The organism is Arthrobacter endolithicus (assembly GCF_026627425.1).
Classification (GTDB): Bacteria; Actinomycetota; Actinomycetes; order Actinomycetales; family Micrococcaceae; genus Arthrobacter_M.
This window is the reverse complement of record NZ_JAPNLH010000031.1, coordinates 1-20946: the sequence shown is the minus strand read 5'-3', so window position 1 is coordinate 20946 and position 20946 is coordinate 1. Positions and strand designations below refer to the sequence as shown.

Annotated in this window: 19 protein-coding genes; 12 read left to right on the top strand and 7 right to left on the bottom strand. The window is 60.7% G+C overall.

Annotated elements, in window-relative coordinates:
• Positions 1 to 329: 329 nt before the first annotated feature.
• The 6 genes from OS914_RS17235 to OS914_RS17210 form a co-directional block, all read right to left on the bottom strand.
• Positions 330 to 827, bottom strand: a complete 498-nt coding sequence (locus OS914_RS17235) for a hypothetical protein (protein ID WP_267547287.1) — start codon at positions 825 to 827, stop codon at positions 330 to 332.
• A 355-nt stretch (positions 828 to 1182) separates the two neighbouring features.
• On the bottom strand, positions 1183 to 1659 hold the full coding sequence (locus OS914_RS17230; protein WP_267547286.1) for a GNAT family N-acetyltransferase: 477 nt from the start codon (positions 1657 to 1659) through the stop codon (positions 1183 to 1185).
• 191 nt (positions 1660 to 1850) lie between these two features.
• A complete protein-coding gene (locus OS914_RS17225; RefSeq protein WP_267547285.1) occupies positions 1851 to 2072 on the bottom strand; it encodes a hypothetical protein in 222 nt (73 codons plus the stop codon).
• A 170-nt stretch (positions 2073 to 2242) separates the two neighbouring features.
• On the bottom strand, positions 2243 to 2779 hold the full coding sequence (locus tag OS914_RS17220) for a GNAT family N-acetyltransferase (RefSeq protein WP_267547284.1): 537 nt from the start codon (positions 2777 to 2779) through the stop codon (positions 2243 to 2245).
• A 272-nt stretch (positions 2780 to 3051) separates the two neighbouring features.
• Positions 3052 to 3588 (bottom strand): GNAT family N-acetyltransferase, encoded by a 537-nt coding sequence (locus OS914_RS17215; protein WP_267547284.1) that lies wholly within the window; start codon positions 3586 to 3588, stop codon positions 3052 to 3054.
• Positions 3589 to 5273: 1685 nt separating this feature from the next.
• Positions 5274 to 5495, bottom strand: coding sequence for a helix-turn-helix domain-containing protein (locus tag OS914_RS17210; RefSeq protein ID WP_267547283.1), 222 nt, complete (start codon positions 5493 to 5495; stop codon positions 5274 to 5276).
• 398 nt (positions 5496 to 5893) lie between these two features.
• On the opposite strand from OS914_RS17210, the gene OS914_RS17205 reads away from it, so the two are divergent.
• A complete protein-coding gene (locus OS914_RS17205; RefSeq protein ID WP_267547282.1) occupies positions 5894 to 6397 on the top strand; it encodes a hypothetical protein in 504 nt (167 codons plus the stop codon).
• On the opposite strand, the gene OS914_RS17200 is transcribed toward OS914_RS17205, so the two are convergent.
• Positions 6351 to 6674 (bottom strand): ArsR/SmtB family transcription factor, encoded by a 324-nt coding sequence (locus tag OS914_RS17200; protein WP_267547281.1) that lies wholly within the window; start codon positions 6672 to 6674, stop codon positions 6351 to 6353. The two genes, OS914_RS17205 and OS914_RS17200, sit on opposite strands and share 47 nt — an antisense overlap.
• A gap of 200 nt (positions 6675 to 6874) precedes the next feature.
• Here OS914_RS17200 and OS914_RS17195 point away from each other — a divergent pair, with 200 nt between their 5' ends.
• From OS914_RS17195 to OS914_RS17145, 11 genes are all read left to right on the top strand, one after another.
• Positions 6875 to 7783 (top strand): RNA polymerase sigma factor, encoded by a 909-nt coding sequence (locus OS914_RS17195; protein ID WP_267547280.1) that lies wholly within the window; start codon positions 6875 to 6877, stop codon positions 7781 to 7783.
• A 211-nt stretch (positions 7784 to 7994) separates the two neighbouring features.
• Positions 7995 to 8732, top strand: a complete 738-nt coding sequence (locus OS914_RS17190) for a hypothetical protein (protein WP_267547279.1) — start codon at positions 7995 to 7997, stop codon at positions 8730 to 8732.
• On the top strand, positions 8732 to 9871 hold the full coding sequence (locus OS914_RS18135; RefSeq protein WP_324290680.1) for a C40 family peptidase: 1140 nt from the start codon (positions 8732 to 8734) through the stop codon (positions 9869 to 9871). The genes OS914_RS17190 and OS914_RS18135 overlap by 1 nt, the downstream gene beginning before the upstream one ends.
• Positions 9872 to 9986: 115 nt before the next feature.
• Positions 9987 to 10277: a hypothetical protein gene (locus OS914_RS17180; RefSeq protein WP_267547278.1), complete on the top strand. Its 291-nt coding sequence runs from the start codon at positions 9987 to 9989 to the stop codon at positions 10275 to 10277.
• 9 nt (positions 10278 to 10286) lie between these two features.
• Complete coding sequence (locus tag OS914_RS17175; protein ID WP_267547277.1) at positions 10287 to 11714, top strand: type IV secretion system protein; 1428 nt, start codon at positions 10287 to 10289, stop codon at positions 11712 to 11714.
• Positions 11707 to 13179 (top strand): SCO6880 family protein, encoded by a 1473-nt coding sequence (locus OS914_RS17170; RefSeq protein WP_267547276.1) that lies wholly within the window; start codon positions 11707 to 11709, stop codon positions 13177 to 13179. Before OS914_RS17175 ends, OS914_RS17170 begins: the two co-directional genes overlap by 8 nt.
• A complete protein-coding gene (locus OS914_RS17165) occupies positions 13176 to 14636 on the top strand; it encodes an ATP-binding protein (RefSeq protein WP_267547275.1) in 1461 nt (486 codons plus the stop codon). The genes OS914_RS17170 and OS914_RS17165 overlap by 4 nt, the downstream gene beginning before the upstream one ends.
• Positions 14633 to 16465 carry a type IV secretory system conjugative DNA transfer family protein gene (locus OS914_RS17160; RefSeq protein ID WP_267547274.1) on the top strand — a complete coding sequence of 611 codons (1833 nt, stop codon included), beginning with the start codon at positions 14633 to 14635 and terminating at the stop codon, positions 16463 to 16465. Before OS914_RS17165 ends, OS914_RS17160 begins: the two co-directional genes overlap by 4 nt.
• Positions 16452 to 16994, top strand: a complete 543-nt coding sequence (locus OS914_RS17155) for a hypothetical protein (RefSeq protein WP_267547273.1) — start codon at positions 16452 to 16454, stop codon at positions 16992 to 16994. The genes OS914_RS17160 and OS914_RS17155 overlap by 14 nt, the downstream gene beginning before the upstream one ends.
• Before the next feature lie 93 nt (positions 16995 to 17087).
• The gene (locus OS914_RS17150) at positions 17088 to 18197 is read left to right on the top strand and encodes an ArdC-like ssDNA-binding domain-containing protein (protein ID WP_267547272.1); all 1110 of its coding nucleotides are present in this window, start codon (positions 17088 to 17090) and stop codon (positions 18195 to 18197) included.
• Positions 18198 to 18256: 59 nt separating this feature from the next.
• The gene (locus OS914_RS17145; protein WP_267547271.1) at positions 18257 to 18757 is read left to right on the top strand and encodes a single-stranded DNA-binding protein; all 501 of its coding nucleotides are present in this window, start codon (positions 18257 to 18259) and stop codon (positions 18755 to 18757) included.
• Positions 18758 to 20946: the final 2189 nt, after the last annotated feature.

The following is a 20946-nucleotide window of genomic DNA, read 5'->3' as shown; positions in this document are numbered from 1 at the left end:
GATCGCTGCGGCAGCGTCGCTGGTGAAAGACGCCGTCGCAGGCCCGCGTTTCCTCCCTAGCCAGTTCGTGTACGGGTGCGGTTCCGGGGATACTCCTCCATTCGGTTGACGGCTCTGGACGGCTCCCGGGGAGGGTGCTCGTGTATGGGCCGGTGAGGGACCTGGTGACTTGCTTGGAGGCGGAAAGTCCGAGTACTGGGCTACAGCTTGCAGAGGGGCTGAGCCAATCACTGTCCGCAGGGGAACCCTGACCGGTCGGATCTCCGGCCGTCCTGCGGATGTGGCTTAAGAGGTCAACAGTTGGCTTTTCCAAGGATGCCTAGGGTAGGTCAGCTCAGTTTTTTGGGCACGGAGTCGTTTGGAATAAGTCGCCCTCCATCTGGAAATTGGGTGATAAGTCCTTCGATTCGTGCCCTGCGCCGCAGGATCCATATCGGATACCAGGCCGCTACACCGGCAAACCCGATGGTGGCCAGCACCCAGAACCAGGGATGATCCAGCCTCTCGAGTGTCAGGAAGACGCCCATCGCGGCGAATGCACCAATCAGAAGCGGACCGATCCAGATCATGTAGCGCTCCTGGTCGGCGATCTTGGTCAACTTGGGAATCCACTGCTCCGCGGCCGCGCCTTCCGGGAGGCGGCCTATGGACACTGCTTGCTTGAGGTTGGTCGCTGTAGGCCAGCCGGTCGGCTTCTTTCTTTCCCTGGCACGCTGCCAGCGGGTGATCCACACGGCAAAGCCGCCCACCGCCAAGCCCACTGCCCCGGTGATCGCAATCTCTACTGGCTCTAAGTCCTCTCCCTGAAGGAGTTTCATCCCGAGCATGAAGACTGTGAATACGACGGCGGACCCAAGAATCGGGACCCACCTCGGTGCCCGACGCAGCAACCGCACCCAGCCGCTTACCCGGTCATCGTCCACATCCATCACCCATTCGACTACTGATCCGCAGTGCGTTCTTCGCTAGCCTGATCCTAGCGTCCGCCCCGGATCGCGGTGGCGACAGGCTGGTATGCCTCATTTATTTGTCGGTGGAAAGTGGGTTGTGTGGGTGTCCCCGTTCGTTGAGACACCCACACAACCAGTCAAAAGGGCACGCCGGGTCAACGCATTTGTGCGCTGGGCAGTGCGGTTCGCCGATACTTCACCGGACGCATCCTGACATACGACCCGATGGGCCTCATTCAGCCAGTGCCTTCTCGAACATGTCGTCTGTTTCAGTGGCCCACTGCTTGTGTCCGTCGTTGTCGACGTATTGATATGTCGTTGTGGTCGTCGGTCCTGCAAATGTGAAGCCCAGGCGTTGATAGAGCCGGCGGGCTCCATGATTCTCGACGCCGACACCGAGGTAGAGCTTGTCGAATCCCGCCCGCGTCGCATGACGTTCCGTCCAGACGCACAGCGCCGTACCTGCCCCGGCGCCTCGAGCGGCTTCCTGCACAAACAGGTGCTTCAGCTCCGGCGTGTAGTCGGAGCGCAGATCCAAGACCACGGTGCCAAGCAGCAGATGATCCCGCCACGCTGCTGCGTACACAATGTTGCCGGCGGCCTGCTGATGGAGCAGGTGGCGTGCGATGCCCGAGCGGGGCGGTTCGGTCTCTTCCAAAGCAGCCAAATCGCCGTCGGTGCACTGCCGAACTACTAACTCCGGAGTCATACGTCCCCCCTCGCCCTCTACTCCGATAAGCGTACCGAGCCCCAGCACTACCTGATTGCTCCATCCGCGTCCGGATCGGGAACCCCGAGAGGGACGGCTGATGCCTCTAAATTTGTTAGCTTGGCGAAATAGACCGAACGGCTGAGCGAAGCACGGCCTGCGCGTTGACAGGTTCCCACGTGAATTGGCCTTTAGGATCGACTGGACGGAGTACCTGGGCCTTTCCCCTGGCGCACGTAGATGACTGCCGCCGCGGCAAATAAGAGCACGGTCGAAATCAGCAGAACCCATGACGGAACATGAGCGCCAGGTGTTCTGATGATCAGGGCTTGGCCGACGAAGGTGAAGACACAAGCGGCCATGACCAAGATAAGGGCGGTCTTGTTGCGTGGAGAAGGCTTCATGCGCACCATGTGCGAACACTACGATGCAAGGGCACGAAATGCAACGCTTTGAGCTTGGGGCTGCCGCCTTCCGCAGGGGAACGTCTTCTGGGACGAAATATTGCTGAGCTGTGCCGGAGACTACGATTGCTAACGCTCTCCGATAGGAAAATGGTGTGAAGCTGGAGGAATCGCCGCTCTCAGTTTTCCGTTGGTTGTTTCGCTTGCAACAGCAACCCCACGCCACCGGTGAAGCTGGTCGTGTGAAATTTCGCAGCCCTGGCAACTTCAACGAAGCCCCACTGGCGATGAAGTTCGATCGATGCTCGGTTGGATAGGTTGACGATATACCAGGCTGAATCTGTACGTCCCCAGATCCAGTCCAGTCGCGCTTGAGTCAACGCCCGAGCTATCCCGTGGCGCCTCAACTCCGGGACTACGGTAACACCGCCCAAGTAGTGCCCGCCGGGTGCCTGTCCATCAGAGTAGGACCAGAAGTGAGTCTTGCCCCACCCGACAATCGTGCCACTCACCGACGCGACAACAACCAGTCGCCCATCGTCCTGAATAGCCGCGGCCAAAGCCTCAGCAGCAGCAGGTGTACGACCAGCTTTGATATCGATGCCGCGTATTGCATCGATATCACCAATCGTGCATATTCTGACGTCTACGGGACCAGTCACCACTTTGCCCTTTGGACGTTGGGTTCTGTATTCAGCAAATCCGCTGCCTGCCATCTGTCACGTCTCCCTGCTGTTCAGCTTGACTTCCAGTATTGCCGAACGCTCAGTGCAGTCGATCAAAAGGCCACTCGACACGTCGTCGCCTCCGCTTCTAAGGGGCGGAGACCCACCCATAGATTCATGCGCGCTGGAGCTGAAAAGTCTCATCATGGCAGTTCCGGAGGGGAACGTCTTCTGGGACGAAATATTGCTGAGCTGTGCCGGAGACTACGATTGCTAACGCTCTCCGATAGGAAAATGGTGTGAAGCTGGAGGAATCGCCGCTCTCAGTTTTCCGTTGGTTGTTTCGCTTGCAACAGCAACCCCACGCCACCGGTGAAGCTGGTCGTGTGAAATTTCGCAGCCCTGGCAACTTCAACGAAGCCCCACTGGCGATGAAGTTCGATCGATGCTCGGTTGGATAGGTTGACGATATACCAGGCTGAATCTGTACGTCCCCAGATCCAGTCCAGTCGCGCTTGAGTCAACGCCCGAGCTATCCCGTGGCGCCTCAACTCCGGGACTACGGTAACACCGCCCAAGTAGTGCCCGCCGGGTGCCTGTCCATCAGAGTAGGACCAGAAGTGAGTCTTGCCCCACCCGACAATCGTGCCACTCACCGACGCGACAACAACCAGTCGCCCATCGTCCTGAATAGCCGCGGCCAAAGCCTCAGCAGCAGCAGGTGTACGACCAGCTTTGATATCGATGCCGCGTATTGCATCGATATCACCAATCGTGCATATTCTGACGTCTACGGGACCAGTCACCACTTTGCCCTTTGGACGTTGGGTTCTGTATTCAGCAAATCCGCTGCCTGCCATCTGTCACGTCTCCCTGCTGTTCAGCTTGACTTCCAGTATTGCCGAACGCTCAGTGCAGTCGATCAAAAGGCCACTCGACACGTCGTCGCCTCCGCTTCTAAGGGGCGGAGACCCACCCATAGATTCATGCGCGCTGGAGCTGAAAAGTCTCATCATGGCAGTTCCGGAGGGGAACGTTTAACGGTCGGGTGTGCGCTTTGGCCTGTCGTTTGTGTGAAGAATAGGTCAAACGGCTTGGGGCTGCTCTTGGCGACCTTGAACTAATAGGCGTCCGGAGGCGGACATGTTTCACTCATAATGGACCGGTACGATATGGCTGTCAGTGGGGCTCCAGACGAGGATTGATCAAGCTCTCACCTTTTCGGGGGCACAGTCTGCTCCCGGCGCAACCGCCCGATCGGCGGAACAACGGTTCTCAGAAAACAGCAATACCGAAAGAGCGGGAAATGATTAACGATACCGGCCCTGCCAGTCCTCGTAGTATGAGCCTGAAATCGGGACGGTACTTCGTACGATTCCAACAATTCATGTTGATCAGCATTGGGGTCATGTTCCTAGAAGCTGTAGGTATTATCATCACGGTGCTAAGCACCCGGCCACACCCTTCGAGCCCGTTCTTCATTATTCCGATCAGCATCCTCGGACTGACGCTCATTTGCTTCATCGTGCTATCCGCCGTTTTTGCTATTCCTTTCTTCCGGTCTGTATTGGATGATAGGCGCCGTCGGAAACAGGGGCTGCCTCTTGACCTGCCAGCGACGGCATCTGACCAGCCCCCGGCGGGAACGGCTGGAGGACGTTGATCTTGCTCGATCATTCATTTCTTGCTGTGGCCGGCCACGCGGCTCCTGCCCATTTTGCTCTTGCCGCTGCTGCTCAAGTGTCTGGACAGGTAGTCAGCCCCGTTCTGTGGGGGCCACGGTGTTGTGTGCCTTGGGATCAATATTTCTGGCAATCATGGCCTTTGGCCCGGAGCGAGGCAAGAACGGAAAGGTCCAAAAGCGCAACGCCAGAAGATCCTTCCCTCTCGTCATTGGCATAACACTTCTGCCGGTCGCCAAGATTGTTCTCACCATCAGGGGACACTACTGATGCGGTCGTAGACTCGGCATCTTTTTTCGACAGAGTGAGGCGCTGAGAAGCCAATCCACGTATTTGAGCGAACAGATCAGTGACGTTCCACTGGGGAACTGAAATGGTCGATTGATGCCTAATTCTCTGTCACATTGTCCCGTGAGAGGTGTCCCGCATGGGCGTCTTCAGCCGTCCCGTTAGCCGGTCCTCCACCGGACATATCATCCGCTGACCTGCGGCTTTGCAGATGGTGGCTTATGAAGTGTCCGTATAGGGTGTTCGGTGATAAGTCCGGTGAAGGGGCGCCATACGGGACAGTCTATTTGAGTTTGATTTTGGCAGGTGTAGAAGTAACCGCCAGACGTCGAGCATCCGCGGCACGCCGTTCCGAATGCCCTGACGTACGAAATCTTCCGCTTCTGAAACGACCCTAAAGTGTTCGGATTTTGTTCCCCCCAGCCAATTGGGGGTGTTCACTTCTCCCACGGGCAATAGCCCCGCGACATCGGCGTCCTCCTTGGGATTCCCTTGCTCGCGCAGACCGATCAGGGCGGCGCCGAGGTACCGGGTGGTCTACAGGACTACCGGTGTTCAGAAAGGGTCCCAGAGCGCTAGCCAACATGGTCTTTCGTCGTCGAGATCCACTTGTTGAAGTCCGTGCGGCTGATGCGCAGGTGGCGGCCGATCCTGTGAGCCTTCGGCCCGAGGTGCTTGACGCGCCACTGGTAGAAAGTTTGTTCTGGGATCTGCAATTCGCGGCAGATCTCTTTCGGCGTCATCCACTCCTCAACGAAGCCGTGGGCCAATGGAGCGGGGCTTGATTGTTCGGTCATCGGACTCTCCTTAGGTTTGCGGCATTCTTCACTCCATGCCGTACGGATGCCAAAGTTGTATGACTTGAATTTGAGAGTCAGAAGCACGACAACATCCAGATTGCCCAACGCCGCAGCAAGCCGCCCCGGTAGGGGTCTGCGCGGCAATCGCCTTTCCGTAACTAACCATCTAAAGGGATGCGTTGGATGTCCGGGCTGCCGCTACTTTGATTACTGGTCCGCGGCGCAATCTATGCTGCGACGTCCAATTTTGAAGATGCAGGACTGTTGGTAGACGCGTTCATCAATAGTTTCGAAAGTAGTGTTTCGCAAACACTTTAAAAATTCAGACTCCTTGTAGCACGCAAGTCCCCGGCGGATACTTGAGTCAGCCGCGGGTACAGGATGGGAGACAGAGGGTGGGCCAAGAAAAGCCCGGCGCCGAAGAGTCCAGACGCTCGCCGCAAGGCGAGCTCTCTCTAAAGCTGCATCTGTTGTTGGACGCGGCTGTGGCCGAGACGGGTCGGCCGTTGACTTTTCGGGATATTAGCGAAGCGATGATCGCCCGTGGGGTGAAACTGTCCAGGGCTCGATGGTCCTACATGAAGGATGGCAACGGGCGACTGGTTCAGGACAGGCCACTCCTGGCGGCGCTGGCAGATTTCTTCAAGGTCGAACCCGACTACCTTTTGGGTGTCGAGGATGTTGAAACGCCTGAGCCGCTCACGCTTCAGCTCGAGTATGGGAAAGCGCTGCGGGCCGCGCGGCTAAAGACTTTCGCCACACACACGTTGGGGGATGTGTCTGCGGAGACGCTGCAGTCGATCACTGAGTTTCTGGAGCGCGATATTGCACTGAATTCTGGGGGAGCGGCTGCTACCGATTCAGCAGATAGTCCGTGTGAGCCTCCAGTAGTACCTTGACACGGTCGTCATCCACCGAGTAACGGGGTGATCTGCCGTGCCGGCGTCCCTGGACGATGTCCACGACGATGACCCCGGTACTTTCGAGCGCGAGCAGATGCTGGGCAACGCTGGCCTCGCTGGCGCTCACGGCATCCACGATGTCCCCACGCGGTACCGGACCGTGTTCTGCCAGGTACCGAATGATTTCGTTGCGCCCGCGATTGCCGAAAGTCTCGATAGCCGCTTCCACATCCGATGTCCAGGCAATGTCTACGGGGTGGGTGATCTTTGGCATGCTCTTATTCTGCCTCCTTTATCCACAGATCTCCATAGACCATCTTGACAGGGGTAAAACCTGCACTAACACTAGTTAATATCATCTTTGGGATTCTGGCACTACAGTCGGAAACCGTTCGGACCGCAACGCCGTCGCACCCTCTGTCAGCGTGAAGGTCACTTTCATAGTGTGCAGTTCTTTCTAGAACGAAGACGACGATGACCACTCACGCGTTACCCAAAACCTCCCGCCGCAAGGACCTTCTCCCGCCTGATTTCCAACCGGGAACGGACACTGGCCAGCCAGTGATCGGCGGGGACGAGGTCATGACGGCTGTGGAGGACATATCCCGGTTTGTTCGTTCGCGTCTGGCCAAGGCCGGCTGCCTCCATGAGGTGGACGACGTCCTGCAGGATATTCGCATGGCGGTCTGGGCCGGCGTGACACAGGGGCACTATCAATCGTGGCCCGGGGTCCGGTTTGGGGCCTGGGTCCAAGGGATTGCAAACCATGTTTGTGCGGCGAGCATCGCCAAGGCGTCCGCACATTATTCAGTTCCCTTGTTCGTGGCCGAAGACGATGAGCACCCCGGTTTCGATCGGCCACAGGACGTGGAGTTGGAGCCGGCCGGGGTCGCTGAGCGGGATTGGGCCCTGGATGTCTTGCGACTGACCAAACAGTATGTGGGTGAAGAAGCCTGGGGCTCGGCCTTGTTCCTTCTCATGGCGGACCACGAAAACTACGGCACAGGCACCATCAATGTTCCGGTAAAGTCGGATCCGCCAGCCTACCGGCGGGCGAGGCAACACCTGAAATTCGTGCGCCAGATGGCGACCACGATCCGAAAGACGTTGGCCGTAATTGATTCCGACGAGGGCATCACGGGGACGACGGCAACGAGCGTCGCGGAGTGCCTGCCCACCGAACTGCATCGCACGATCGCGGCGACGATCATCGTCCCGCGCCTGAGCGGGCCACAACGAAGCGCCGCACTGACGCTCATCGCCGAGGAACTCGATGTCACGCCGCGGTACGTGGCCGTGCAAATCGGGCGTACCAGGTCACTGCACACGGCAGCGCTGAGGCTCATGCGGGACTCAATCCGGGGGCAGGTAGTGCCCGGATAACCGCTGGCCACTGGATCGCGGCGCCACCGTCCCGATCTCTTGTTGAGCTGTCAGAAAAGTTTCCTGACCGGGTCGTGGCCGTGGCACTGCGGCTGGCGCGACCTGGGCAGGCATCGCGGCCGAGAAGCTTCCCCAGTTCTTCCTTCCATCAGATGCGAATTGGTCATGCGTCTTTTGTTCCATCCCGCATGGATGAATAGGGAGGTGTCCGATGAGCAGAACAGCTGTGTGGCGAAACTACTTTATGCGCTCACGACGGATGTGGTTCCTGCTGATGATCCTGGCAACAGTTCTCGCCCTGGTGCTGGCCTTGTTCCTGACACCAGGGCACACCGGATCCCCACAGACCGCGGTGGAACCGACACCGGCAGCAAGCCAAACAGCAACAAGCCAAACGGCATCGGGCACGGCTCCGGGACCTGCAGTGGAACCCACCGTTTCGCCGACCGACGTTGCAGTATCACCGGGGGAGCCGAGGACTCTTAATTTCAGGGCGTATGCCGAGGCCACGGCCGAGGCGCTCTACATCTGGGACAGCCGTACGTCGACCTATACACAGGTATACGAGCACATTCGCAGTTGGTGGATGGTTTTAGCCGATGGCTCCAACCCGCTCACCGTCTATACCCAGGAGTTCGAAGGCACCGGCATCAATGCAGCAGCCTTCGCCCAGCTCTCAACCTATCGCGCCTACCGGACGGCCGCCGTCGTCCAAACAAGCTGCGACAATTCGCTCGCCCAGGTCCGGGACCACCCCGCACCCTGGGTGGGGTTACACGTCTGCACGATAGTCCTGAACGTCACCGACCGATCGACAACGGACCCCCACGCCGGACCCTATCGTGTCCCGGTCAGCGTGATGGTGAACTGCCCGCCGGCACGCACCGCACCGGCGGATCGCTGCGTCCTGGCAGGCTTTGAAACCACGGCCGGCAGAATCGTGTACTGATGCCCGCCGCCTTGGCAACCCTCGCGAAAGCCAAACTCATCCAACGCGTGCTCGGTGCCCTGGTGGTGGCTGTCCCGGTAGGGGTGGTTGCCGTGCTCAGCGGCACGACGGCACTGATCGTCTCCACGGCCGGTTCCGAAACCAGCTGCACATCCACGACACAGGGGACAACGGCAGCCACAGTTGCCGGGCAGACGCAGTCCCCGGGACGCGATGCGACGACCATGAGCGTCAAAGGACCCGACGGCAGGCTCTTTGTCCTGGATAGCCAGCAGCAGGGCGTTGCCGCCGCGTACATGAGGGTTGGGACCTCGCTGGCCGTGCCGGATACAGGAATCCAGATCTCCATCATGGTGGCGTTGCAGGAATCCGGGCTCAGGATGCTGGCAAATCCAGCCGTGCCCGCATCGCTGGGCATGCCCCATGACGGGGTCGGCTACGACCATGACTCCATTGGCTCGGCGCAGCAACGGCCCAGCGCCGGGTGGGGGACCGTTCAGGAACTGATGACACCCAGTTACGATGCCGAAGCCTTTTTTGGTGGCCCGAACGGGCCCAACCAGGGCTCACCCCGAGGACTCTTGGACGTGCATGGTTGGCAGTCCATGACTTTGGGCGCGGCTGCGCAGGCAGTGCAGGCCTCGGCGTTCCCTGAGCTCTATGAGCGCTGGGCGCCGACAGCCCAGGCAATTATCGCCTCCCTCCGGGGCAGCGGTGGTTTACGACATTGTTCACCCCAGCAGCCAAACGCCAACGAACCGACCGTGCCTGTCCCCGGGAATCTGAGCGGGATGCGGCAGGCAATCCTTCGCTACGCCCAAGAAGGCGTCGGGGGCAGTTACGTCTGGGGCGGCACAGCGTTCAAGGCCTGGGACTGCTCCGGCTACGTGCAATGGGTCTACGCCCAAGCTGGCATCCAGCTGCCCCGAACGGAGCAATGGGCCACCGGGCACCCTACCTCAACGCCGCAACCCGGCGACTTGGTCGTCCAGAACCCGGACGGGCCGAATCATTGGGGCCATGTGGGCATCTACGCCGGAGCAGGAGTGATGTACAGCGCCTTGAACCCCTCCGCGGGCACACTGCTGCACCCCGTGGCTTGGAACACCGGCACCCAATACTTCACCCTCCTTGGATGAGACCCACCCGCCCAAGCCACTACGGCGAATGCAGGTCATATGGCATGCGCCAAAAAGATGATGGAGGAAGAGAAGCAACGCAACTCCTGCGTTGGCATCCGGATGGAGAAGTGTCATGAATTTTCTCGCACCAGTGGACCCCGGAATCGTCCCGAACAGCAATTTCCCCTTCCTGGACTCCCTCAAACAGATCGGCGGCGGCATCCTGGTCGGCGCTTTCATCGTGATCGCCATCGTCGCAATCATTGGAGCTGCCATGCTCCTGGCCGGCAAACTCAGCCAATCCTCCCGGCTCGCCTCAGGGGGAGGCATGATCCTGCTCTGGACAGGACCCATCGCGGCCATACTTGGCGGCATCAACGGCTATATTCTCTGGTCGCAAACCGCTTTCCACCTTGGCTTCTGAGCCTGTGCCATGCAACCGCTGCCGTGCACGATCGGGGGATGGTGGCCCCTTGGCTGCGGACTGGTGTCCGCGGCCCAGGACACGATTGGTTCTGCCATCACCGGTTTCTTCGCCGGAATATTGGAGAGCATCGCCTCCTGGCTGTGGTCCTTCATCTCCGGAGCCTTCGGCGTTTCCAACGTCGATGACTCCCAGTGGAATGCCGTTCAAGGACTGACGGGCTGGTGGGTCATTGTCATGATGACTCCACTGGTGGTCATCATGATCCTGCAACTGATCTCCGGCCTCATCTCCCAGCAACCACGACGCATCGGACGGGCACTGATCGGCGGTTTCATCGCCGTCCCCCTCGTTGGTGGTGCGGTCTACCTGATGCAGGCTCTCACCCATGTCAGCGACAGCGCCTCAACAGCGGTCCTGAACACCATGGGATCCGACCCGTATGTGGTCTTCATGCGACTCTTCGGGTTCCACCGAGGGCCAGCCGGTTCCGGACAGGCATGGATACCCGCTCCCATGATTGCGCAGGCCGCCACGGAGAACCCCGTCAGCGGCTCGATCCTCATCACCGTCCTGGCAACGCTCATCATCTGGGTACTGGCGTTCATCCTCATGTGCTCGATGATCTTCCGCTCCTTCGCCCTCATCGTCCTCGCCGCCGTCGCCCCGGTGGCCCTGATGCTTATTCCCTGGGAAAAGACAAAGTCCTGGGCGGGCCGATGGTGCGAAATCGCGGTCGCACTCCTGCTCGCCAAACCGTTGGCCGCGACCATCCTGGCCGTGGCCGTCAAGCTGTACGCCAACGCCACCTCGTTCGCCGGAATGGCTGCCGGCGCCGTCGGAATGACACTGGCATGCGCCGCCCCGCTCATTGCCCTCAAACTCGTCGGCTTTGCCGGCGGGGAACTGGCCGCGGCCGCACAATCCGCAGGCGGCGCCCACATCGCACAAAAGGGCTCGAACTTCGCCGGACGACAAATCGGGCAACAACTCCGCAACCACCATATGTTGAGGGCCGGCAGCATGGGCCGAAGCCCCGGAGTTGTGAAGTCCAGCGGCAAGCCCGAGACGGCAAACGTAAAGAAGACCGAAACTCCCAGCCCTGGTTCCGCACCCTCGCCTGACCAGGCCATGGTTCAACAGGGAGCCGCCGCAACGACGAAGACCAGCGCCCCAGCCGCCAAGGCATCCGCACCAGAGCCCGCAGCCACAGCACAGGAAATGGGCCACCCGTCGAAGGCCGCGCCGCCGTCCTCTGATCCCGGCATGTCGAGTCCCGGTATGCACAGCACCGGCGTGCCTAATCCTGGCGTGCCAGGCCACGGCGCCCGCCCCGGAAGTCCGGGCCCAATACCCGGACCGAAGCCGACGCCGCCTGCGCCCAAACCGGGGCCCCCACCCATCAGACCGCCACAATCAGGAGAACATCATGACTGATCACACCAGCGCGCTGCAACTGGTAAATTTTCCCCGCCGTGAACGCCGCGGCGTCATCATCGGATTGCAATGGTTCCAGCTCATCATCGCTGGCGGCGGGGTCCTCCTCGGATGCGTAGCCTCGGCCATCGGTGGACCCGGCGGACTCATCGTTTCCAGCCCTGCCTGGATCCTCCTCTTGCTCCTTGGCTTCCTGCAATATGAGCGCATCCCCTATCCCCTCTGGGCGCTGAACGGGGCACGATTCCTGATCCGCCGCCTGACGGGACAAACCACCTATTTTCTCCCGACACTCGATGCCGTACCGGTGGGCACCCTGGTCCTGCCCGGCGGACTGGCTTCCTTGGTCATTCACCGCACCTGCACAGGGGAGAGCTTTATTGTCGACGCCCGGGCACATGAGGCATTCGCCGTCCTGCGGTGCCGGGCAGGCGCGTTCGCCCTGCTCGACGATGAGGACAAGGCCTACGCCGTCCAGGCCTGGTCACGGGTACAAGCGGCCCTGGCCAAACGACCTGTCGTCGCCAGGATCACCATCCAGGACCACACCGTCCAGTTCCCGGCAACAGCCCTGCAGGATTACTACGACCAACAGGTCAGGGCCCGTGACGGTGACGTGCCCTTTGCACGGTGGGGCGACAGGTCTTACCAGGATCTCATCGCCGCTGCCGGGACCGCCTCAAGCCACGAGATTCTCCTGACCCTGGTCCTGAACACCGCCAAGGCACGCAGACGGATCCATGATGCCGGGGGAGGGATCACCGGTTTGGAACACACCCTGCGTTCGGAAATCAACGCCCTGCGCAGCGGGCTGAAAACCCACGGCGTCATCGTTGAAGAGTGGCTCGGGGACAGAAGCTTCGCCGCCGTTATCCGGGGAGCGTTTGACCCGGCATCCGTCGTCCGGACCTCTCAACGCACCGGCGACTTCATAGGAGTGGACCCCCGCCAAAGCGGGCCGATGGCGTTGGAGGAGCACTGGAGCTACCTGCGCACCGACAGCGGATTCCACCAGACCTTCTGGGTCGCGGAATGGCCACGCCAAAAAGTCTTCCCCGGCTTCCTGCACCCCCTCGTCTACGTCGGCGGATTCAGGCATACCGTCACCCAGGTCATCAAGGCCATCCCCACCGACCAGGCCCTGAAGGACATCCGCTCAGCCCAGGAAGCCCACGAGACACGACGGCGGATCAACACCAAGTTCGACCGCCCCAGCACACGCGAACAACGGGCCGAGGAAGAAGAAGTCCAACAACGCGAGGAAGAGATCGTCGCCGGATACGGCGACGTCCGGCCCGCCGCCTACGTCACCATCACCGGGGAGTCGCTGGAGGAACTCTCCAGCCACCGGCAGGAACTGGAATCCGCCGCCGCAAGCGCCTTCGTCGACCTGCGCCTCCTCGTCGGCGAGCAATGGCCGGCCTACATCGCCGGCGGACTGCCACTTGGACGGGGACTGCAATGAAAACCACCAGGCAAGCCGTGGCTTTCATCCCCAACAACGAATCCCGCAGCGCCCGCCGGCAACGCCACCAGCTGCAGGACCAAGCCGTCGCCGGCCAACCAGTACCCCTGTGGAAGAAACTGGGGCTGCTGGCCGGCGACGAGGAAGGACTCGGACAACCAAGGCGCCAACAGCCGTTCGGGTCCCACTCGTTCCGGGGCCCGCACCGGCTGCACCCCGCCCCGCACCGTGCCTCGACCATGACGTTTGCGGCCGCGTACCCGTTCATCACCGAATCCGGCCTCGGACACGAAGGAACGTATATCGGGACGGACGTTTTCGGGTCCGGTGCCTTCTCCTATGACCCTTGGGTCCTCTACGACAAGGGCGTTATCAGCGGACCCTCCATTGTCGTCATTGGAACGGTGGGAACCGGAAAATCCATGTGTGGCAAGTCCTTTGTCGCACGGTCCATCACCCTCGGACGCAAGGCCGCCGTCGCCTCCGACCCGAAGGGGGAATGGGTTCCGGTGGCTCATGCCGTCGGAGGGAAGGTCATTTCCGTCGGACCCGGTAGGGCCACGAGGGTTAACCCGCTCGATGCCGGTCCCCGCTCCCGGGATCTCTCCAACGCCCAGTGGCAGGCGGTGGTCCGTCAACGACGCCGGCAGCTCCTCGTGGCCCTGGTGTCGCTGATGAGGCAGGGGGTGCCGATGCATCCGGTGGAACACACCGCCCTGGACATGGCACTGACCGACGCTGTCGCCGCCAACGCGACCCCGACACTACCCATGGTCCTGGAATACCTGCTCAACCCGTCCCCGGAGGCCCGGGAACTGGTCGGCCCCGACGGTGGCCGCGCCGTGGCCCATTCCCTGCGGCGCACCGTGTCCGGAGACCTGGAAGGCATGTTTGACGCACCCTCCACAGTCTCCTTCGACGCCGACGCACCCATGATGGTCATGGACACCTCCGCACTCATCGGCGCCTCCGAACAGGCCCTCTCCCTGGCCGCAGCCTGCGGGGCCACCTGGCTGGAAGCGGCCATCACCAACCCCGACGGCGGGAAACGCATCGTGGTCTACGACGAGGGATGGCGGATGCTCGCCGATCCCTACATGTTGGTCAAAATGAGTGAACAATGGCGCCTGGCCCGCACCTACGGGATCGCGAATCTGCTCATCATGCACAAGGTCGCCGACCTCAATGAGATCGGCGACAGCACCAGCGGACACCGGCAAAAAGCGTTGGGCCTGCTCACCGAGGCGGACACGCGGATCATTTACCGCCAAAAGCACGACTCCATGCGTCTGACCAAGGACGCCCTCGGCCTGACGGAGGCCGAATGCGAGCAAGTGGAGGAATTGCCCAAGGGCATGGGCCTGTGGAAGGTCGGCAACCGCTCCTTCATCGTCGCGAACCAGGTCACCAGCGAAGAGCTTGACGTGTTCGGCACCGATACAAGGATGACGCAATGAATATTACCGGCACCGATTCGACACCTCTCATTACAGCAGGTCTGTTGGTCGGGGCGGCGTTTGTGGGCTTTAGCGGGCTCACCGAGGCGACCGCGAACGTCGCTTCCCAATGGCGTTGCGGCCGGTCACTGGACGGGCCGCCCAGCCCGTTCGCCGCTGTCGGACTCTTCACCGGCGACTTCGCTGCCATCGGGCAGGCACCGCCAGGATGCGATGTGGGCGTGGGAGCTGTGTGGGTGCTCCTCGGGCCGGTGCTGGTCCTCGTGCTGGTGGCTGCCCTGTTCGTGTTTCTGACGTGGCGCAGCTGGCGCCAGTCCGGGGCGTGGCTGCGCCGGGACATCCTGGGCCGGGACGGCATGGCCCGGCGCGCGGAAGTGGTCCGTGAGTTTGGCAGGCGTGCCGCGCTCAAACGCGGGAGGATCACCCGCCCGGGCTTGAAACGACCGAGACTGTCCGACGTGTCCTGGACGCTTGGCACCTCGCGCGGCACGAAGGTCCACGTTTCCACCGAGGAATCGATGGTCATCCAGGGAGCCCCACGCTCGGGCAAGGGCTTGTTCATCGTCATCAACGCCATTTTGGACGCTCCGGGCGCTGTGGTCACGACATCGACCCGTGCGGACAATCTCGCCGTCACCATGAAAGCCAGGGCCACAGGCGGGCGGCCCGTGACGGTCTTTGACCCGCAAGGGATGTCCGGGTTGGGCTCCACCCTTCGCTGGTCTCCTATCCGCGGGTGCGAGGATCCCGACGTGGCCGTCCGCCGGGCGCTGGTCATCTCCGCCGATTCCCAAATGAGCGGAGAGAACGCAGCCTGGCAGAAACGGGCACAAATAGTCCTGCAATGCCTGCTGCACGCCGCAGCGCTCTCGGGGGAAGGGATTCAGGCCTTTCGCCGCTGGTCCTCCAATCCGACACTGGCCACCGAGGCCCTGGACATCCTGCACGGGCCCCGGGCAGCGTTGGGGTGGCACTCGGACCTGATGGGCATCCTCGAAGACGACCCCAGGAACACCTCCAACTCATGGATCGGCGTCTCCGCGGCCGTGGCGCCGTTGTCATCGCCCCGGGTGCTCGCCGCCCTGGACCCTGCAAACCGTGAGGACGAATTCGATCCCAAAACCTTTATCCGGGACCGTGGGACGCTGTATCTGATCGGCACCAAGTCCGGGGCCGCTGCCGCAGGGCCCTACCTTTCGGCACTGATTGACGACATCGACGCAGCCGCCAGGGATATGGCCTTCACGGCCCCGGGCGGACGGCTGGACCCGCCCCTGTCCCTGATTCTGGATGAAATCGCCAACCTCTCACCGTGGCCCGGGCTTCCTGTTGTGCTTTCCGACGGTGGCGGTATCGGGATCTCCACCATGGTCGTCCTGCAGTCCCTCTCGCAGGCACGTTCCGGATGGTCCATTGAGGAAGCCTCAACCATCTGGGAATCGGCCATCATCAAGGTCATCTTTGGTGGCGGCTCCGACGAGCGGGACCTGCGCGACCTGGCATCCCTGCTGGGGGAGCGGCGCCACACCTACAAGACACGCTCATGGTCCTCCCAAGGCAGGCAGGAAGGCGAACAGATCCGCGACCTGCCCGTCATCGCCCTGCACGAAATACGGCGCCTGCCCGTAGGAACTGCCTTGATGCTCGGCCGGCGCACCCGGCCGATCCTGCTGGATCTGCGCGGCTGGCACCAACGCCGCGACGCCGCCGCCCTGGGCCGCTCCAAAATCGAGACCGAAGACGCACTCGCACAAGGACACGTCCACCAACAAACCATGGACAACCACCGACAAGCTACAGCGAAGGAGAGCGGCGATGAACCTGTTTGATGACGACGAGGCGGCGGCCACACTCTTTGGCGGTGCGGACAGGGATAGCGTGCTTGAAAAAGCGCACGGTGAACCGCTAGCGCCCACGTACCGTTGGCGTGAGCTCGACAGCACGACGGCACAGACTGTGTGGTCGGACCTGGGCCGTTGGGTGTCGTGGTTCGCCGCCACCTACCGGCTCACGACGTCCGTCGTTCCGGACTGCTGGTGGCGGCACACCGAACTGGTCGCGGAATTGTATGCCCTGCAAAAGGCGGAACTGGCATCCTTCACGCGGACGGACCCCGGGTTCGGGCCACTCGGCTTCCATGAACGGCTGCCTTTGGCGATAGAGCGCCTCCGCCAGGCAACCAGGACCGTCGGCTGCGTCGGATTGCAAGCCCACCGCGAGACAAAACCCCGGGACCTGCCCGCCGGCGGGACGGACTTCGACGCGTGGGCGACCGAATCGCATCAACAGCCGACTGCCGTTATCCGCACGATCGCCGACGCAGGTCATGTCGTTAGCGGCACCCGAAGGCATGGATAAGTATCACCGCACATGCGGGTGAAGAATTCAGAAGTAAGGGAGGCGGCCGTCGTGGCCCCTACAACAAGCAGTCGCTCGGCCGGTAGGGAGGGGGTGGGCCCGCAGTCCGCCGGTCCACGTCCGGGCGCGGATGACCGGATCGCCGGACTGACCCAGCAACTTCACTCGCTCCTGGAAAACACAATTTCCACCCCGGGAAGATGGCATTACCTTCTGGACACCTCCGCCACCCTGTGGCGGTACTCTGGCGGCAACATTGCCCTGCTCATGGCACAAATGGAGGAACGCGGCCAACAACCGCCCTCGCTCGTCGCAGGCTTTCGCGAGTGGGAACACCATGGGCGCAACGTCCTCAAAGGTGAGCATGCCCTCTGGGTCTTGGCACCACGGACGGCACCGAAAAGTCATGACACGGCATCGGAAGAAACGGGACGAACCACAAGCAGGGCGGCGGCGCAGACGGCCGGAGACACCGCACCAAAGGACCAGCGCGTGATTGTTGGATGGCGGGGCCAAGCCGTCTTCGACATCAGCCAAACCGACGGACAACCACTACTCGTCCCACGGCCAACGGTGACAAATGGTTCTGTACCAGCGGGGTTGTGGCCATCCTTGGTGGACGTCGCCGTCCGCCGCGGCTTCGACGTCGACGTGACGAACAATCAACTCGGTGGCTCCAGCGGCTACACAAACTTTGCCAACCACAGGATCCAGGTAGGTACGTGGCTCGGAGACGAAGAACGCCTCGCCGTCCTGGCCCACGAAATAGGGCACGTCTGCCTACACGGCCCAGATGACAAGATCGGCCGACTCTACGGAAGCGGGCTGGACCACCGCGGACTGGCCGAAGTAGAAGCAGAATCAGTAGCCTACACCGTGCTTCGGGCCCACGGCATCGACCGCAGCGCACAGTCCAGCAGCTACCTGGCCGGATGGGCCGACCAGGTCTTGTCAGTCGAGCAAAGTGGCGCAGCGGATTCTTCAGCCGGGCCTCGACCCCTCAGCAGACTTGAAATAGCCCGCTCAACACTGGGGCGCGTGACCTCGGCCTGCCGCACCATCCTTGAAGTCACACAGCCGGAGAACTTAGGCGGCAAGCCCGCCCCATTCGACATCGCAGTATCCCATGACCGTGGATACCGCACGGGCCCCGTCGTCGACCATCCGGTCACGGGCGCCGTAAGAACAGTCACTACGAGCTAAATCGCAAACGTTCCCTGACCGGAAAGACCGGCCAGGTACACGAAAGGCAGGTAAAAGAAATGAGTACAAGAATCCCAGTCAGCATCAACGGCAACCTCGTCGCGGATCCGGAACTCTCCTACGGCGAGTCAGGGATCGCGCACGCGAAGCTGCGGGTCGCCGTCAACCAGCGCTTCCAGGCAGCCGACGGCACCTGGCGCGACGGCATCCCGGTCTTTCACAACGTCTCCGCGTTCCGGTCACTCGCAGAGAACGTGGCGACGTCCTTGAAGAAGGGTGACCCAGTCACCGTTGCCGGGGAATTGGAGTTCCGGTCCTACGAAAAGGACGGGGCACAGCATGAGGCCCGCCGCATCGTCGCCGAGACCGTAGGACCCGACCTACGCTTCGGAACCGCGTCCTACGCACGGACACCCAAGACAAACTACGGCGCATCTCTTGGGGCGCAAGGGCCCGTCCAATCCGATCCAGGCATAAAAAACGAGTGGGGGGCTGGGCCGACAATGCCAGTGGCAGCACCCTCGGTGGCAGGCGTGTCATCGAACGGAATGCAGATTTGAAGGTCATCCAGAGATGGGGCCCACAGAAGCGTAAGGTCCAAATCCGCCTTCAACTGGAGACCAGCTGCAGCACTAGTGCTGCAGCTGGTCTGTGAGGTCAATATGAATGGCTTTTGGACGAGTTGCGTCAGGGTCACGAGGGTGTATCCGTCGATCAGCGGGTCGAGTGTCCGATCGAAATGCAGTCGCGGTGTTCGCGCTCAGGACGCACCGTGATCCACGTAGAGATCATCGCGTTGAATGTCGTCAGCCAAAGGATACGCGTGTGTCCGGTCGGTGGACTGCAGCTGCGTCGGGCAGAATGATGAGTTGACTCATCGGCTGCGCCATGTGTCTACTATCTCACGGTGAATGCACCGATTCAGTCAGAAAGTTTCGAGACATAGTTACGGGAATCGCCGGCCGCTGCCAAACACGCACGACCCCGCGAGAATTGGGCCATTGCCGTCGCAACGGTCGCCCCGTCGGTGCGACATCTCGGGTCCCTAGGATTATGAGTCACCTTAGTAACAAGCGCACGAAGATACATAAATCCATTGTTGTTGGTGTAACATTTCGGGTAGTTCGTTGTCTGAAAGCTAGGGGCGGACCCAGTTCAAATCTGGGGCTTCGCAATAGAGGGAATGGCGGGACTGCTGATCCTCAGTTTCTTGCGGCTATTGAGTGAGCGAAACTTTCGAAAGAACGATTCGCACGCGAAACACCTTCGTCAGAAGGACCACAAAAATCGTCGAAATATGAGAACCAGGAGGATCACTATGAAATCAGCCCATTCAACAACGTCTGAAGGAAACCAAGCCGTAAGTGGGTCAACCCGCTCATGGTGGCAGTATGGATTGGAAACTGTTTGGGCCGCTGGAGCTGGGGTATTGGCAGCCCGCCCCTTTCCTTGAGACAACGAATCGAAGGGCTCTTTCGGGGGTCCTTCTTTTTTCTTCTCAGTCTGTCGGCTCAGCACTGCAGTGGCGGTTGAGCGGCCCTTCCGCAGATGAACGTGGGTAAGGCGGAACTCGCCTAACGGTGACTTCAGAGAGTGTCGTCTGGGTCCGATCGTCCTCCGGAGCGGGGCAAAGCGCCCAGTGCCTAAGACATTTCGGCGCCTGTCCTTATTGCCCCTGGGCAACGCACGGTTGCCGACCGCACCCCGGACCATGCATCAGCTGTATCTCATAACCTAAGTGTTTCAAAACCCATTCAATGCCAGACTCTGCAGAGTTTGGGAGTGAAACACGGGGCAATCAAAGAACGCCGCCACGAACCGCCGATCTCCACAGGATGGGCCGGTCTGTAAGCCGGCCTTCTGGGGCTGTACTAAACGGTCATTTTAAGCCCCTTTCAAAGTGAGAACTGGTTTATAATCTTGATTACGTCGTCAGTACCCAATTCTGGCACCCAGAACTCTAGAGATAGACCAAGCTCACGAAATAGTAAGGTATCTTCGCTACGCTTCGAGTAACTTTTTGGGCTTGAAACCAACGTTGTTCTTTTATGCGTCTCTCTCATCTATCGAAGCTCCTGCGCCCCCAGGAATATCTTTGTTCGAGGCAACACAAATATTTCGACTTTGCGGTTATTGAAATATACTGTCATACGCTGAGCACCGCTGTCACTGAAAGGTACCCCGTGGTCACGCAACGCCGTACCTATTTGTTGCCTAAACTGATGCCTCGGATTCCGGCGAGCTACTAACGGTGCCCTCTGTGTTGTTCACAGAGTTAAGGGCCGCTTCGAACTCCCGAGGCGACAAGGGTTCTCTTATTACCTGCGTTGCGCCAAGCATGTACGACCTGTCGGATGTAGTATCCAGTGACGGTGGAGCAACGTACACACCCTCCGCGACGGGAGCGGGATTGGACAATATTTGGGGACATAAAACTTGCGCAGGCTTTGCCTTGAAGGTTCGTCCGCTGCTCAGCTTCCAGCTGTAAGAGCAGAACCATCGCGAAATCTCTAGGGACGGGGGTTGCTATCTACTTTTTTGGATGGGAAAGCGAGCTCTGTTATCCACTCGTACCGCTTCCACCAACTTTCCTCTTTGTCCCTTGCTTTTTCTTCCTTATCCGGCTCTTCAGAATTGAGGGTGTAGTTTCGGTCTGAATCCGCCGGATTCCAGCAGTGATCTTGCGACGTAGTTGGTGAGGTTGCGGAAGCCGAGAGCGGAACCGCGAAGGTGTTCGAGCCGGCCATTG